This is a genomic window from Sporolactobacillus sp. PKPK-6 (assembly GCF_056678885.1).
Window position 1 is genome coordinate 869,216 of sequence record NZ_JBWXPA010000002.1, and the last position, 15,167, is coordinate 884,382.

Genomic DNA, 15,167 nt, shown 5'->3' on the forward strand with positions numbered 1-15,167 from the left:
AGCGTCTTCAACGTAGCATAGCATGATAGATCCTAATTCTCAATAAGGGCTTCTAAAACAAACCTGTCGCCAACTTAGTTCACAACCAATGCCCTCCGCCCCATCGCATTGTAGATCTGGATGAATTTATCCTTTTTCACTTTAACATTTTTGCCACTTAGTGGAGTAGATTCACTATCATTAAAGTACACCCAGTCGTTGTCGGCTCCGGTAACCACAATACAGTGCAATGGTCTTGGTGAGCTAATCCGTTTCCCATCCGGCGTTACCCAAACTCTGGGTGTCGGTAGTTCATGAGTAATGGTGAACCAAACGAGGACGGGTTTTCCTTTCGCTACATAGTCTTGAATGACGCTGAAATCTTTTCCGTATAAGGCTAGGCCGTCGCTGCGGTAGCGGTCAAGGACTTGTTTTAATGGATTGGGATTGATCGTGATGCCTGCGCCATAAGGATCACCGATGAAGCCTACTTCGGGATCGCCCCAGGTTTTCACGGTGCCGTCAGCATTTTTGGTAAGGGGCGTATTGTCTCGCGGCATTTGGCTGGCAATCTTGGCCTTATCAATGTTGATACCATAATAGCGAAGCGCCATCGTCAGAGCGACCGCTTCACATCCGGAGGGCAGCTCTGGTCTTTGTTTAATTAAAGGAACATCAAGCAACTTTAACGTGTGGCTTGATGTTGTTTTAGTTAAGTTGGCGTTCATTGTTGATGACGAAGATTTTCTTGATGAATCGTTCTCGATCACTATCGGTTGAGTATTTTCTTGTTTTTCACTTACATATTTATGATTCGGGGGTAAAGCAGATGATGAATCTGCCTCCACAGTATTTCCACACGCAGTTAAAATAATGCTAAATGAACAGAGTAATAGAATAATAAAAAGAACAGATTTTTTCATAATACACCTCTCTGTTCTTTATATCGGTATAACCCCTAATTCAATTAACTTATTTTTCCATATTTATATCAAAAAAGTTAAATGCTTCATCAAATAATATAATATTGATGAAAAAAATGAGCGTTCACACTCAACATTCTCTGTTTCAACCTACAACCAATGCTCTTCTCCCCATCGCATCATAGATTTTGATAAACTTTTCTCTCTCCACTTTGACATCTTTTCCGCTTAGTTCGGTGGATTCACAATCATTGAAGTAAACATAGTCCTCATCAGCGCCGGTAATAACGATGCAGTGCAGCGGTCTCGGAGCGAATACTTCTTTGCCTGCCGGTGTATGCCAGTATCTCAAAATGGGCATCTCATGTGAAATGGTGAACCAGATGAGGACGGGCTTGCCGCTCGCCACATAATTCTGAACGACGCTGAAATCTTTTCCATACAGGGCAATGCCTCCGCTACGGTATCGATCAAGCACTTGTTTTAACGGGGTAGGATTAATCGTAATGCCATCACCGCGGGGATCGCCGACAAAACCGTCTTCCGGATCGCCCCATGATTTAATCGAGCCATCTGCATTTCTTGTTGCTGGGGTTGTGTCGAGCGGCATTTGGTCAACGATCGTTTGCTTGTCGACGTCTATTCCGTAGTAGTGGAGCGCCATTGTTAAGGCTACGCCTTCACATCCGGTAGGCAGCTCCGGCCTTTGTTTGATTAAAGGTACATCGAGTCGTTTTGTTGTGTTTGATTGTTTATTTGCGGTCATCGCTTCCACGTCCTCAAATCATTTTTTGCTGCATGTATTGATCTCTAATTTTACTTTTCACTAATTTTTATAATTATTATAACAAATCCTAGACAACTGCTTATGGCATAAATCTACCATTATAGTGTTGCTTTAAGATCAAACGCAGAATAATTTTGGGGTTCACGAAGTTGAATTTCAACGCCTTCAACTCGAGCAAGAAAGGTCCCTCGTCTCATCTTTCGAATAAATAAATCCACTTGCCGATCTGTTCCTTCGGCCGCTAGTTCCACTCGTCCATCGTCTCTGTTTCTGATCCATCCTTTTATATGGTACTGACTTGCGATTTGTTTAATAAAATATCGAAAACCCACACCTTGAACGCGACCGGAAACCATCAAATGCACGCTTTTCATAGCTTCATGTTCCATTTTTGCTGCCTCCTTATTCATTTTCAAACCAAAACACCTTACCCATGAATCACGGCAAGGTGTTTGACAAGAATAATAGATCTGACTCGACTTGATTATTTTTTCTTTATTGAATACCTTTTTTTATGAGTTTCTCAAATTCTTCACGAACCTGAGGAACAGACAACCCGACAATGACTTGGAATGCTTTACCACGCCGCACAACACCGTGAGCACCTCCTGCTTTGAACGCTCCGTCAGGCAGAACGATGCTATCGTCTTTGACCGTGACCCGAAGTCGTGTTGCACAGTTAGTGACATCTTGAATGTTGTCATAGCCTCCAAGTGCATCGAGGTACACAGCTGCCGATTCCGTAAATTGATTGCCTGATGCTCCATTTTTTCCGCCTGCTACTTTATTTTTGTAATCCGCTTTGGTATACAGTTGAGTCTCTTCCTCATCCGCTTCACGTCCAGGAGTCGCAAAGTTGAATTTCAGAATTAAGAAGCGGAACAAGAAGAAATAGATAGCAATAAAAATTATTCCGATAATCCATTGAGCTACATAGGTCATCCAATGATTTGCAAACAGTGGAATCCAGTTCTTGGTCGCCATATCAATGATGCCGCTATCCATACTGCCGACAACACCGAAAAAGTACATCGTCGCATCCATGAGGCCGCAAAGCAGTGCGTGAACCACAAACAGCACTGGAGCTGCAAACAAAAAGGTGAATTCAAACGGCTCCGTGATTCCTGCCGCAACGGCTGTCAGAACAGCCGGAATGAGCAGTGCGAGTAGCTTTTTTCTTTTCTCGGGTTTCGCTGTCACATAGAATGCGGCGGCAATGCCAATAGGCGGCCAAATTTTATCGTTGCCAAATAAAGAAAATCCGCCAGCTGGGAACAACGTTTTTAACGATTTCGTTGATTCGGAAAAGCTTTGCATATTGGCAAGCCAGCTCTTAACAATGCCATCTGGAGTCACTGCCGGTCCGTACAAGAAAGGAAGATAAATAAAATGATGAAGTCCTGTCGGAATCAGTACACGTTCAAGAAAACTGTAAATGAACACACCGAGAACTCCAGATGAAGCCATGAACACCTGCAACGACGAAATTCCATGTTGCACCATCGGCCAAAGCCAGCAAGCTAAAAAGGCAACGGGCAGCATGGTGAAAAAGCCAAGAATAACGACAAATGCTGACCCTTGGAAAACCCCAAGCCATTCTGGCAATTTTGTATTAAAGTACTTGTTGTGCAGCCAGACAACAATTGCAGAAAGGACGATTGCGCCGAGAACGCTTGTATCCAGCGTCTTAATTCCGGCAATTAGCTTTAAGCCTGTTCCCTGCACCTGGGTCGGATCAACATTGAAATTGATGCCGAATGTTTTTCCCCAGAATCCTAAGATCGTATTCACATAATAATTAAACGTAAGATAAACAATAATGGATTCCATCGCCGCCCGTCCATTGGCTTCTTTGGCGAGACCAATAGGCAGACCGACGACAAACAGCAATTCCATTTGATTAAACACTGTCCATCCGCCATTCTGAATAATCATCCAGAACTTATACCAAAAAGTACTGGTATCCGCGATTCCGCCGACAATCAATGGATTCGTCAGCATAATGGATATTGCCAGAATTAATCCGGAAAAAGCAAACAATAAAACCGGTGTAAACATTGCTCCGCCAAAGCGTTGAAACTTTTGCATCATCTGAACCGCCTCCTACATAATATCTGATATGAACCATTTGAACGACATAGTAATGTAAACGCTTACGTATTAATTTTATGTTAAATAAAAGCGTTTACAATACGTTTGTGATAAAACGGGAATAAGTCATGCCTAAAGAGAAAGGTTTCAAGAACTGGGAATTGTCACAAGCTTTCTAATGAGCTCAGAGAAACCTAAAATTCTTATTTAACCTTGTTGTTTATTTTTTCTATTCAACTCAGGCAACATCTTACTGCTTTCTTACCGATATCTGCTCGTTTTTTCATTCGCACCGATCCTTTCGGGTAATCAATCCATTATTAGATTTACTACTAAAACTTGAAAGTTAAAAAAGCGCACCCATCCCTTGCCTGCTCTATGATTACTATGAATAATTTAGGTCAGGCCGCCGCTTTTGTCAGCTGTTTCTGGTAGCTGGTAGGTAGCTTCTCTAGAAAATTTTCGATGATGTGATGGACTGCTTGCTCAGAAAGAACATACTCGTCTTTGAAAACTTCTTGAAATAAGTCGATCAACTGCTGAAGCGTTTCGACGAAGGTCACATCCGAAAGCTCATCGACCATCAAATAAAACAACTCACCCAAAGTGCGATCGTCCACCTGTTCACGGTGCTGAACCGCAAGAAGGGAATAACTGATAGCGACCAGGGCGGTGTGCGCAAAAATCCCGTCATAAGACAAACCCTGGTATTTAGCGAGTCGAAGATAGTGCTTGCACATCTTGAAGTACACTTCAATGGACCAGCGTTTTCCATAAAGCTGGATGATTTCATCTTCAGAAAGTTGGATATCGGTTGACGCTAAGACCAGATACTCTTTGCGTTTACGACGGTTGCGGACGTATACGAGTTTCAGGGGTAAGACCTCTCCCTCAACAACCGCTTCTACAACGGTAGAAAGTAGGTAGCGTGAGCGTCCACGACGTTTTTTCTGAGCGTTGAAGATCGCTTTCACGTCCATCATTTGACCATTGAACCGGTAATAAACCTTTTTCGACCGTTTCACCATAGCGACGGTATGAAGGCCAAGTTGACGCAGCTGCTGAAACATTTTAGGACTAGAGAACCAAGAATCAAACAAAACATAGGATGCTCGGACGCCATGCCTCAGGGCAGAAGAAAGCAGTTCTCGAACCACATCAGGCGCTTTACGCTGGGCCTGAAGCTTCCGCTTTCCAGAATGGGTGCGAGCATCAGCTTTTGTACCGCATACCTGATTCTGACCCGAAAGCAAGGAAAAGGTGACCGGCAAAAAAGTGTTGCCGTCACTCCAGCCTAGTTGAAGAAACCGAAAGCCGCGCACATGCCGATGGTTGGCGTGGTCGAATTGAAACGCCGCCAGCTCCACGCGTTTCGCATGGGCGCGTTCATACATGGAATCATCCACAATGAACACAGGCTTCCGTGCCGAATCCGTCAAGGGTTTAATGAACTGAATGATCCGGCAACAGAGCAGAATCAGAAACTTTTGCCAGTTAATCTTGCCGTTGTTGAGCAGGTTGCGAAAGGTCTTATCCGAGAAGTTCAGCTGATTTTGATGCTTCAAATAATCGCGATACGCTGACTTGTTTGAAAAGACCGTGCTAATGAGATAACAGAACAGTACCCGGAAGGGGACCCCCTTTGCCTTTGTGGCGTTTGAGGCTCTCGCAAGTTGACTCAAACGAAATCGTGTAAAAAATTCCTGGACTGAAGAAGAAATTCCAAGAGATGGATGGTCATTTCGTGATATACTTTTCATGGCATGAACACTCCTCGGTTAATTGGGATTCGACACTTCAATTATACCGAGTTATCGGTGTTCTTGCTTTTATTTTTGTGCTAATCCTTTACAGGATAAGCTGTGAAGCCCATTTTTGATGTTTCAAGTTTTAGTTTACTATAAAAAATGAAATGCACCAAAATTATTCTCTCTCATCTATCTTTCTCAAACATCAACCAAAAAAACGATGTATTCGTAGTGGCATTTTTATAGAAATGATGCATGTTAGGTACGCAACTCTTTATCCAATGCAAGACATCTTCTAGATTGGTATTTGAGAAAATTCCCAAGAAACGTGACTTTATCCAATAAAGAAAACGCTTTCCCTAATGCTTTTGAAACTATTGTAACCGTTTCAAAAATGAGTAACATGAGGGGTGTAAACGATAACGAAATAAAAAAATCAGTCAAAAACTCAAATGGAGGGATTCATTATGAAGAAATTTTCCATTGTTATTGCCGGCGGCGGAAGTACCTATACTCCCGGCATTGTCATGACACTACTCAAACACTTGGACCGCTTCCCGATCCGTCAATTAAAACTTTACGATAATGACGGCGAACGTCAGAAAGTCATTGGCGATGCATGCGAAGTTATCCTTAGAGAAAAGGCACCTGAAATCAATTTTGTTGCAACAACTGATCCAGAGGAAGGTTTCACAGACGTTGACTTTGTTATGGCTCAGATTCGTGTCGGAAAATATGCAATGCGTGATAAAGATGAAAAAATTCCTCTGAAATACGGTGTTATTGGTCAAGAAACTTGTGGACCTGGTGGTATTGCTTATGGCCTCCGCTCCATTGGCGGTGTGCTGGAAATCGCTGATTACATGGAAAAATATTCACCGAATGCTTGGATGCTCAACTACTCAAACCCGGCTTCAATCGTTGCCGAAGCTACTCGCCGTCTGAGACCGAATTCGAAAATTCTCAATATCTGCGATATGCCAGTCGGCATTCAAGAACGTATGGCTCAGGTTGCCGGTCTGAAATACTACAACGATTTGGAAGTTCGCTATTTCGGATTGAATCACTTCGGCTGGTGGACCTCGGTTTGTGACAAACAAGGAAACGATTTGATGCCGAAAATTCGCGACTATGTAGCAGAACACGGCTATCTTCTTCCACATGAACAGGGTACCGAAGCCAGCTGGGAAGCAACCTTTGGCATGGCTAAGAACACCTTTGCTCTTGATCCGGAGCGTTTTCCAAACACATATTTACAATACTATCTGTACACCAAATATGAAGCAGAACACATGGATCCGCATCATACACGTACGGATGAAGTTCGCGCCGGTCGTGAAAAATTCGTATTCAGTGAATGCCGAAGAATTGCAGCATCACAATCAATTGAAGACTTGAAATTCGAACCGGACGATCATTCGAACTACATCGTTGATCTCTCCCGTGCGATCGCTTACAACACACACGAACGCATGCTGGTGATTGTTGAAAATAACGGTGCTGTCTCTAATTTCGAACCAACGGCTATGGTCGAGGTCCCTTGCATCGTTGGAGCGAACGGTCCGGAACGTTTGGCTATGGGGACCATTCCGCGTTTCCAAAAAGGCTTGTTGGAACAACAGGTGGCTGTGGAAAAATTGGCAGTTGATGCTTGGGTTGAACATTCTTATCTCAAGCTTTGGCAGGCACTGACCTTGTCGCACACAGTTCCAGATGCAGCGGTAGCCAAGAAGATCCTTGATGACTTGGTTGAAGCCAATAAAGAATTCTGGCCGGAACTGAAAAAAGACGATAAAGCAAAAGCGTTGGAACTCAGCTTAAGCTGATTGATCGTTGCCAATTTTCTAATACCCTGCTATGCTTTTTATAGCAGGGTATTGGAGCATTAGGGCTTCTCATGTTTTCCATTTCTGAAAACGTTTAACATCTGAGTACCTGCCCCTTTAATTTCTGCTCATTAATCGAAACTTAACTTGAAAAAGTTAATTGTTTCAAGGAGACAGGATCATCCTAATGAAACTTGAGATGCTGATTAATAAAAATTACGACCAATTGAATGAAACAGATCTGTCCACTCTGCATTACATCATTGATCATAAAAAAGAGTGCGCGGAGCAAAGCATTACAGAATTGGCTAAAAGCTGCAAAATTTCAAAGTCATCTATTTTGCGTACTGCTCAGAAACTTGGCTTTTCCGGGTTCAGTGAGTTTAAGTATTCACTGAAAAATGACCTGGAACCTGAAGTGGAACACAGCATGGACTATATTCAGCAGACGATAGCAGACATTAACAAAACGATGGATTTATTTCATAAAACCGATCTTGCACCGATTTATGAGAAAATACATTCGGCAAAAAATATTTTCGCATACGGAACGGGTTGGGCTCAGCGCAATGCCATTAATGAATTGGAACGTAATTTTCTTAACAGCGGAAAAATGATTCACAATCTGGTTGCCAAACGAGAACTTGAGATGATCATTCCGTATCTCAATGAAGAGGACCTCTTGATTATTGTTTCGTTGAGCGGCGATATCTCAAATATTATTGATAACATTCGTTTTCTCAGTATGAAGAACGTTCCCATACTTTCGATTACCAATACACGTTTTGATCATAATGAGCTGGCCAATCTCGTGCCGTACAATCTCTATTTTCTTGCAACAGAATACCCCATTCATAAGACGATGCACGTCTCAGAAGATCCGACAGCTCTGGCTGCATTATCCGTCTTATGCGAAGCATTCTTTTTTGGCTACATCAAACAAATTTCAAATAGAGAAGGTGATAGACAATGAAACAACGAATCCGAAACTTGCTTATGATTCAGATCTCTTTTAAAAAGCTATATGGATATCTGACTGCTTTCACACTGATTCTCCCGTTCCTTTACGCTGTCTATCTTTTTTTGACCATGATGCGGGAAAAAACCGATTTTCATACACTGCTGCTCTCGCACCCACTCTATTCCGTTATGTTCATGGGCGTCATGCTGAACTTGTTTTGGGGCTACCTTCTGTTTCAATTATCTCATGACCTTGACAACACGGAAGGAAGAAATTTTAGCTACGGCGTCTTAGCCCTACTGTCTATTTGTCAGTTTTTAGTAGGTAATGTTGTAACCGCTATCATGTCGATTTTTGTCATGATGCACGCAGACGCACAATTGAAAGACAGCTTTTCGATTCGTCATTTGCTGCACTATCGTCTGTTTTCAGCAATTGCAACCGCCCTAGTTCTTTTCTCATTGCTGTGCAGCTTCGCATTAGTACGACTGACATTCTTTACTTGAAAATGAGTGAATAAAAATTGAAAGAGGCGATCGATATGTTCGGCAAACTATTTCAAAAACAAGCACTGAAAGAAGAAAAGGTCTATGCACCAATATCAGGTACATCGCTGATGGTTACAGATGTTCCGGATCCGGTTTTCTCTGAGAAAATGATGGGTGAAGGAATGGCAATCACACCGGATATCCGGACGCATACCATCGTTGCTCCCGTGGATGGCGAAGTGATTCAACTCGCTTCTACGAAGCATGCATTCGGCATCCGTTCGAAATTAGGCGAAGAAATTCTCGTCCATATCGGACTGGATACCGTAGAGCTCAAAGGCGAAGGCTTTGAAAACCTCGTTCATGTCGGCGATAAAGTCAAAGCTGGTCAACCCGTGATGAAGGTGGATTTTGATTTCATTAGCGAAAAAGGGAAAGGCATCGTTGTCCCCATTGTGATCACGAATACTGCGGAAGATAAATTTTCCTTTAATTGGTCAGAATTGACCCAAGTCAAAGCCGGGGAATCCGTACTATTTACATCAACACTTAAATAAAAGGACTGAACCCTTCCACAGACAAAGTAACGAGGAGTGTTGACTTTGAAACTAGTCGCCATTGATCTGGACGGAACACTATTGAACAAGGATCATATAATCAGTTCTGAAAATATGAACGCAGTTTCCGCAGCATCAAAGCATCATCTGGTTGCGATTGCTACAGGACGGGCAATCATGGATGTTCAAGCGATGCTTAGGAACGAAGTGCAGCTGCCTGTGATCGCTTCAAACGGTGCGACAATTTTTGATCGCAGCGGTCAGCTTCTAAGTAAAGAATCGATTCCACAGGATGCTGCTGAACAATTGATTGCATACGCAGAATACCACCATCTCTACTATGAGGTAACGGTGGAGCATGATCTGCTTGCTCCGCCAGACGGCAAGATCATTCTTCGGAAAGAACTTGACCAATTAGAAAATAATCTGACAAAAGAAACAGCGCAAAAGGCTTGGGAACGCGCAGAAGTCCAGTTTAATCAGGCAGGTTGGCTGCCTCGTTCAGAGATAGGTACGCTCATCCGCAACGGCCGTGCCATATACAAACTGCTCATATTTTCTTTTAATATGCATACCCTTGCTGATTTCAAGGAGCATTTCGCTGATCGAACGGATATTACTTGCACCAACTCAGTAGGCTATACAGTGGAATTCAACTCAAGTAAAATCGACAAAGGTAAAGCAATCCGTCAGTTAGCCAAACATTACAGTGTCCATCAAAAAGATACCATTGTCATCGGCGACGGCCATAACGATCTGCCCATGTTTCGCACGGCCGCAACACAAGTTGCCATGGGCAATGCCATTCCTTCGATCAAGGAAATAAGCTCCTATGTCACGCTCGACTGCAATCACAATGGCGTCGCATACAGCTTGAAAAATCAGCTGCAACTATTCTAGTTCATAGTCAAAAAGATCATTCGCTGACTCAGTGAATGATCTTTTTTTATTGCGCTCATTTTCTACTCACTTTTCTTCTCAACTTTTAAAGCAGTAAAAATGTCCCCATCTTTGGCAGACAACCCAAGACGAAGGACAATTTTAGATCTAGATCTGATTCCTATACACAATCAGCAAGGACTCATCTATGGTTTAAACATTTTATACAAACCGGATTCGGAACAGATAACGAACTCTGGAGATTCGTTAATAAACCGGTTTCCGTGTTGCGCTTGAAGAGCACAAGATTGCTTGAGTTTTGATTGGCAGCAATTACAAAGTTCCCCGATGGATCCAATTCAAAATCCCTTGGCCACTCACCACCTGATGAGCAGAATCCTACCGGCTTTAACGCCGCTCCTCCTTCATGCACCTGATAAATACCAATGCTGTTATGACCGCGATTGGACACGTAAATAAAACGTCCGTCTGCTGAAATTTTGATTGCGCCTCCTTGATTATGACCTTGAAAGCTGTCCGGCAATGAACTAACGGTTTGTACTTGAGTGAAGCTGCCTGTTTCAGAATCAAACTGAAGTACAATGATTTCTGAGCTTAGTTCAGACAATACATAGGTAAACGGAGCACTTGGATGAAACACAAGATGTCTCGGTCCGGTTCCAGGAGCCAATGTGCAAACGCTGCGCTGTTGGAATTGTTCATTTTTCAATTCATAAGTAATCAGTTGATCTGTTCCAAGATCTATAGTCACGACAAAACGCTGATCCGGGGTGAAGTCAGCAAAATGGACATGTGTGTGCTCTTGACGCTCCGGATTTGCACCCTTCCCTTTGTGATAGACAGCTGTAATCTCATTTAATTCATTTTCTGTATTCCATTGGTAAGCGACAGCCGCACCTTTATGATAATTTGCTGCCACTAGAATCGTATCGTCGCTGTTCATATCGAGATAACATGGAGGAGCACCTTCTGTGAGATGCTGGTTTATTTTCTTCAGTGTTCCATCCTGATGAAGCGTAAAAGAACAAACTCCACCTTTGTCTCCTTCTTTTACCACTGAGTACAATCGCGTTTGATCCTTGTTGATTGCTAGATAAGTAGGATTGTCTAACTGTGCTGCAACATCCGGCTTGCTCAACTGTGCCTTGTCCTCATCCAGAGAAAAAGAATAAATGCCCTTACTTTCTCCATTGGTATAAGTACCTATATAACCAAGTGTCATGTCGTCATCCCCTGTTCTTCTTTGTGATCAACTTATTTTGAACTCATTTTCTTCTTATTCACCAGAGTCCTTATGTGACGTCTGTGAAACACGTCGGCAAAACTTAAACTTGTTTTTACTTTTATGTTACACGGTATTTTCTGATGTACAATGGTACTTGATCATTCAGGGAAAGTGCCTCCATTATTGAATCAATGATCATTTGCTAAGAAATTTCCCAGAATAGGGTAATTAAAAGTAAATCATTCGATCTCATGAAAGAAATGAAAACTCTTTAACTTATTTGTTTTGCAATCGGAAAATTAGGAAATAGATAAGCACAATAGTTTTAATATAGTAGTAGTTATGTCCATAATAAGAGTACCGGCAGTGATTTGAAACATTCTGCCTTGCTTTTCGTAATTATCTAGTGATAGAAACAGAAACTGAATGTTTTGACATGGGAGTGACTATTTTGACGTTGCAAATACCTGAAGATGTGAACTTATTTGATGAAATGGTCAAACAGGCGAAAGCACATCCGAAGAAAGTAATCATTGAGGATACAAGCAGTTCCTACACCTACAAAAAGTTCTTAATTGCAGTTAATATCATGAGCAAGAAGCTAGAACAGACGGTTGGAAACGATCAAAGGGTTGGTCTCTATTTGCCTAATGTGGTCGGTCAGGTCATTGTGCTCTTCGGTCTGTTTAAGAATGAACAGACGCCTTGCCTGTTAAATTTTACGATGGGCACGACAAACATCATTGACTGTATCGAAACAGCTTCCCTTGGAACTGTGATTACATCAAGAGAATTTGTTAAAAAGGCGGATCTCGGTTTCGTCGTTGAAGAAATGGAGAAACAGGTTAAGGTGATTTATCTCGAAGATTTAGCGCACGGGATTACTGCCTTTAATAAAATTACTGGTCTGATCGAATCAAGAACATCCCGATTAAAGAAAAAGGCACCTGGCGAAGTGATTCTCTTCACATCAGGAACCGAGTCGAAGCCAAAAGGAGTTATCCTGACCCATCGCAACATTTTTGCAAATATCAAGCAGACCTTTGCGCATATCGAAGTCAGGGAAACGGATCGCATTTTCAATCCGCTGCCGCTCTTTCATTCATTCGGAATGACGGTCGGTTCCATTCTGCCGCTTGTCACTAACGTAAAAGCATACCTTTATCCATCACCGCTGCGCTACAAAGACATTCCAAAGGCAATTGAAAAAGATAAAAGTACGCTTTTTGTCGCCACAAACACCTTTTTTGAGAACTACGCCAAATTTGCGACGAAGGAACAATTCCAAACACTGCGAATTGTGGTTGCCGGTGCGGAGAAACTGCAAAATGATGTCAGGAAAACCTACCAGGATAAGTTTGGGATCACCATCTTGGAGGGTTACGGGGCCACGGAAACCTCGCCGATTATCTCACTGAATACGCATGAGCGTTATAAGGCAGGCACGGTTGGTCCGTTAATTCCCCTTATGGAAGCGAAGATTGCTAAGGTTGAAGGGGTGAACGAAGGTGGAAACCTGCTGCTTAAAGGCCCGAATGTAATGAAAGGTTATCTCATTCACGGACAAGGCTTTATTCCATGCGGAGAGTGGTATAACACTGGCGATATCGCCGAGATTGATGAGGATGGCTTTATTCACATCATCGGCCGACTCAAGCGATTTGCAAAAATTGCCGGCGAAATGATTCCCCTGAACAAGGTCGAGGAATTGGCACTGGAGTGCTTTGGCGAGTCTAACTTCTATGCTGTGTGTATTCCTGACAAACGAAAAGGCGAACAAATCGTCATGTTCACAACGAAGTCCAAGGTTTCGTCGCGAGATCTTAAAAAGTTTATCAAGAGTAAGAAAATGTCAATGCTCTATATGCCGGCCAGCATCGAAACCATTGATGAAATTCCACTTCTTGGCAGTGGAAAACCGAACTACTGGAAGCTGGAGAAACTAGCAAAAAGTAAATAAGCGATATATGAAATCTCTTAAATAAGCAAGAGCTCCCACACTTTATTCCAGTTGGGAGCTCTTTTGCATCGTCCAATGGCCAGTTTTACTGTTTACAAGATGAAACAAGATTTTAGTCCCTTGGTCATTCATTTGAAGACACAGAACTCCCCAAAATTTTGGCAGCAAGGGCAGCCAGTTGTGAACGCTCCGTCTCGGAAAGCCCTTCGACAGCAGCACTCAGTTGACGCTCGACCTCCTCACTGCCTATCTGAATCAATTCCCGTCCCGCTGAAGTCACACTCACATTGTATCCGCGCCGGTCGTTTGGAGAAACGTTACGTTCGACGAGACCGCGACGTTCCGCTCGATCGACAAGTCCGGTAATGCTGGATTTATCGAGGTTGAGGTGCTTTGCAAGCTGCAGCATGCTTGGCTCTCGATCGCGGAGGATTCCAAGCAGTCGAAGCTGAATGATTGAGAGTCCATGCTCTGCACCGACTCGTCCGAGGATTTCCTGGACAAGAAACGAGAGTTGAACCAAGCCGTCCACGATTGACAGATCGTTCTGATTTTGTAATGGATTATTGTTCATGTTTTTCACCTTTTTAATTTGGACATTTTCTTCTCATAGTGTACCACATGCTTGACTTAGTTTGTTTTACAAACTATATTGTTTGTAAAGCAAACTAATTATTTATGCAATTGACGAATGGAGGTCTCTATTATGTACGCTGCTGTTGTACGTTCGTTTGATTCTGATCCAAATTATGAAATATTTGATACACCGCAACCTTCAGGCAAAAATGAGGTGCTTGTCGATGTTCTTGCCGCAGGATTACATCCTCGAGTACGTTCTCAGGCTAACGGTTCCCACTATACCAGTACTGATGAGCTGCCGCTAATCCCCGGTATTGATGGTGTCGGACGACTGCCTGATGGTCAGTTGGTCTATTTTATTGCACCCGATACAGCGCTGGGAACATTCGCAGAAAAGGCAGTCATAGATGTGCGGCGCAGTATCCCTTTGTCTGAAGATGCCGATCCGGTTGAAATCGCCGCAGCAATGAACCCGGCAATGTCTTCATGGGTAGCACTCCGTCGACGGGTAGCTATTCAGCCGGGGCAAAAGGTTCTGGTCCTTGGCGCGACCGGAAATTCCGGACAGATGGCCGTCCAAATTGCCAAGCTTCTCGGTGCAAGTCAGGTCATCGGTGCCGGTCGTGATCCGGAACGTCTCGAATCCCTGCCTGCGTTAGGCGCAAATGAGACTGTCTCTCTGGCGGGTGATCTGGAGGCAGCTGCCAAACGTCTTGGTCAAGCTGCATCTGAGGTTGATCTCGTGATCGACTATCTTTGGGGAAAGCCAGCTGAGCTTGCGATGCTCCCGATCCTGATGAAACGGTCAGATCGCAGCAAACTGTTGTCCTGGATTCAAATTGGTTCCGTTGCCGGCCCTACTGCCGCTGTACCTTCCGTTGCCCTTCGCTCTGCCAACTTTCAAGTACTCGGCAGCGGTCAAGGCTCTGTCACGACTGCCGGGTATCTTTCCGAACTTCCGGCACTCACTCAAGCAATTACCGCTGGTCAGCTGAAGGTAAACGCAGCACCTGTCCCGCTTTCCAAGTTGAAAGACGTTTGGAATGCTCCCGCTGAAACCGGGAAACGGATTGTGTTCATCCCAACGATATAAGTGAAATGCAAAAGCGCACAATATCCTAAGATATCGCGCGCTTTTATTAC

Annotated in this window: 14 protein-coding genes; 7 read left to right on the forward strand and 7 right to left on the reverse strand. The window is 43.4% G+C overall.

The window, feature by feature from the left end; translation table 11 throughout:
* Positions 1-74: 74 nt before the first annotated feature.
* From AC1MBV_RS15090 to AC1MBV_RS15110, 5 genes are all read right to left on the reverse strand, one after another.
* Positions 75-902 carry a C39 family peptidase gene (locus tag AC1MBV_RS15090; RefSeq protein ID WP_480948653.1) on the reverse strand — a complete coding sequence of 276 codons (828 nt, stop codon included), beginning with the start codon at positions 900-902 and terminating at the stop codon, positions 75-77.
* Positions 903-1,047: 145 nt separating this feature from the next.
* Positions 1,048-1,668, reverse strand: coding sequence for a C39 family peptidase (locus tag AC1MBV_RS15095; RefSeq protein WP_480948654.1), 621 nt, complete (start codon positions 1,666-1,668; stop codon positions 1,048-1,050).
* A gap of 119 nt (positions 1,669-1,787) precedes the next feature.
* Positions 1,788-2,078 carry an acylphosphatase gene (locus tag AC1MBV_RS15100; protein WP_480948655.1) on the reverse strand — a complete coding sequence of 97 codons (291 nt, stop codon included), beginning with the start codon at positions 2,076-2,078 and terminating at the stop codon, positions 1,788-1,790.
* A gap of 106 nt (positions 2,079-2,184) precedes the next feature.
* Entirely contained in the window at positions 2,185-3,780 is a 1,596-nt protein-coding gene (locus AC1MBV_RS15105; RefSeq protein ID WP_480948656.1) for an alpha-glucoside-specific PTS transporter subunit IIBC, read from the reverse strand.
* A gap of 401 nt (positions 3,781-4,181) precedes the next feature.
* Complete coding sequence (locus tag AC1MBV_RS15110; RefSeq protein ID WP_255749780.1) at positions 4,182-5,540, reverse strand: IS4 family transposase; 1,359 nt, start codon at positions 5,538-5,540, stop codon at positions 4,182-4,184.
* Positions 5,541-5,995: 455 nt separating this feature from the next.
* On the opposite strand from AC1MBV_RS15110, the gene AC1MBV_RS15115 reads away from it, so the two are divergent.
* The 5 genes from AC1MBV_RS15115 (at position 5,996) to AC1MBV_RS15135 (ending at position 10,260) form a co-directional block, all read left to right on the forward strand.
* Positions 5,996-7,354 carry a 6-phospho-alpha-glucosidase gene (locus AC1MBV_RS15115; protein ID WP_480948657.1) on the forward strand — a complete coding sequence of 453 codons (1,359 nt, stop codon included), beginning with the start codon at positions 5,996-5,998 and terminating at the stop codon, positions 7,352-7,354.
* Between the two features lie 187 nt (positions 7,355-7,541).
* Positions 7,542-8,327 (forward strand): MurR/RpiR family transcriptional regulator, encoded by a 786-nt coding sequence (locus AC1MBV_RS15120; RefSeq protein WP_480948658.1) that lies wholly within the window; start codon positions 7,542-7,544, stop codon positions 8,325-8,327.
* Positions 8,324-8,821: a hypothetical protein gene (locus AC1MBV_RS15125; RefSeq protein ID WP_480948659.1), complete on the forward strand. Its 498-nt coding sequence runs from the start codon at positions 8,324-8,326 to the stop codon at positions 8,819-8,821. Before AC1MBV_RS15120 ends, AC1MBV_RS15125 begins: the two co-directional genes overlap by 4 nt.
* A gap of 35 nt (positions 8,822-8,856) precedes the next feature.
* On the forward strand, positions 8,857-9,360 hold the full coding sequence (locus tag AC1MBV_RS15130) for a PTS sugar transporter subunit IIA (protein ID WP_480948794.1): 504 nt from the start codon (positions 8,857-8,859) through the stop codon (positions 9,358-9,360).
* Positions 9,361-9,405: 45 nt separating this feature from the next.
* Positions 9,406-10,260 carry a Cof-type HAD-IIB family hydrolase gene (locus AC1MBV_RS15135; protein ID WP_480948660.1) on the forward strand — a complete coding sequence of 285 codons (855 nt, stop codon included), beginning with the start codon at positions 9,406-9,408 and terminating at the stop codon, positions 10,258-10,260.
* Positions 10,261-10,441: 181 nt separating this feature from the next.
* On the opposite strand, the gene AC1MBV_RS15140 is transcribed toward AC1MBV_RS15135, so the two are convergent.
* Positions 10,442-11,482, reverse strand: coding sequence for a lactonase family protein (locus AC1MBV_RS15140; RefSeq protein ID WP_480948661.1), 1,041 nt, complete (start codon positions 11,480-11,482; stop codon positions 10,442-10,444).
* Positions 11,483-11,921: 439 nt separating this feature from the next.
* Here AC1MBV_RS15140 and AC1MBV_RS15145 point away from each other — a divergent pair, with 439 nt between their 5' ends.
* The gene (locus AC1MBV_RS15145; RefSeq protein WP_480948662.1) at positions 11,922-13,445 is read left to right on the forward strand and encodes an AMP-binding protein; all 1,524 of its coding nucleotides are present in this window, start codon (positions 11,922-11,924) and stop codon (positions 13,443-13,445) included.
* A 124-nt stretch (positions 13,446-13,569) separates the two neighbouring features.
* Here the strand turns inward: AC1MBV_RS15145 and AC1MBV_RS15150 are convergent, their stop codons facing one another.
* Positions 13,570-14,019, reverse strand: coding sequence for a MarR family winged helix-turn-helix transcriptional regulator (locus AC1MBV_RS15150; RefSeq protein ID WP_255748952.1), 450 nt, complete (start codon positions 14,017-14,019; stop codon positions 13,570-13,572).
* Between the two features lie 132 nt (positions 14,020-14,151).
* On the opposite strand from AC1MBV_RS15150, the gene AC1MBV_RS15155 reads away from it, so the two are divergent.
* Entirely contained in the window at positions 14,152-15,117 is a 966-nt protein-coding gene (locus AC1MBV_RS15155; RefSeq protein ID WP_255748951.1) for a quinone oxidoreductase family protein, read from the forward strand.
* The last annotated feature ends 50 nt before the right edge of the window (positions 15,118-15,167 follow it).

Excerpts from the sequence above, each read along its gene's own strand:
- AC1MBV_RS15090 (WP_480948653.1), bottom strand. The coding sequence starts at position 902 with ATGAAAAAATCTGTTCTTTTTATTATTCTATTACTCTGTTCATTTAGC.
- AC1MBV_RS15095 (WP_480948654.1), bottom strand. The coding sequence starts at position 1,668 with ATGACCGCAAATAAACAATCAAACACAACAAAACGACTCGATGTACCT.
- AC1MBV_RS15100 (WP_480948655.1), bottom strand. The coding sequence starts at position 2,078 with ATGGAACATGAAGCTATGAAAAGCGTGCATTTGATGGTTTCCGGTCGC.
- AC1MBV_RS15105 (WP_480948656.1), bottom strand. The coding sequence starts at position 3,780 with ATGATGCAAAAGTTTCAACGCTTTGGCGGAGCAATGTTTACACCGGTT.
- AC1MBV_RS15110 (WP_255749780.1), bottom strand. The coding sequence starts at position 5,540 with ATGAAAAGTATATCACGAAATGACCATCCATCTCTTGGAATTTCTTCT.
- AC1MBV_RS15115 (WP_480948657.1), top strand. The coding sequence starts at position 5,996 with ATGAAGAAATTTTCCATTGTTATTGCCGGCGGCGGAAGTACCTATACT.
- AC1MBV_RS15120 (WP_480948658.1), top strand. The coding sequence starts at position 7,542 with ATGAAACTTGAGATGCTGATTAATAAAAATTACGACCAATTGAATGAA.
- AC1MBV_RS15125 (WP_480948659.1), top strand. The coding sequence starts at position 8,324 with ATGAAACAACGAATCCGAAACTTGCTTATGATTCAGATCTCTTTTAAA.
- AC1MBV_RS15130 (WP_480948794.1), top strand. The coding sequence starts at position 8,857 with ATGTTCGGCAAACTATTTCAAAAACAAGCACTGAAAGAAGAAAAGGTC.
- AC1MBV_RS15140 (WP_480948661.1), bottom strand. The coding sequence starts at position 11,482 with ATGACACTTGGTTATATAGGTACTTATACCAATGGAGAAAGTAAGGGC.
- AC1MBV_RS15145 (WP_480948662.1), top strand. The coding sequence starts at position 11,922 with ATGGGAGTGACTATTTTGACGTTGCAAATACCTGAAGATGTGAACTTA.
- AC1MBV_RS15150 (WP_255748952.1), bottom strand. The coding sequence starts at position 14,019 with ATGAACAATAATCCATTACAAAATCAGAACGATCTGTCAATCGTGGAC.
- AC1MBV_RS15155 (WP_255748951.1), top strand. The coding sequence starts at position 14,152 with ATGTACGCTGCTGTTGTACGTTCGTTTGATTCTGATCCAAATTATGAA.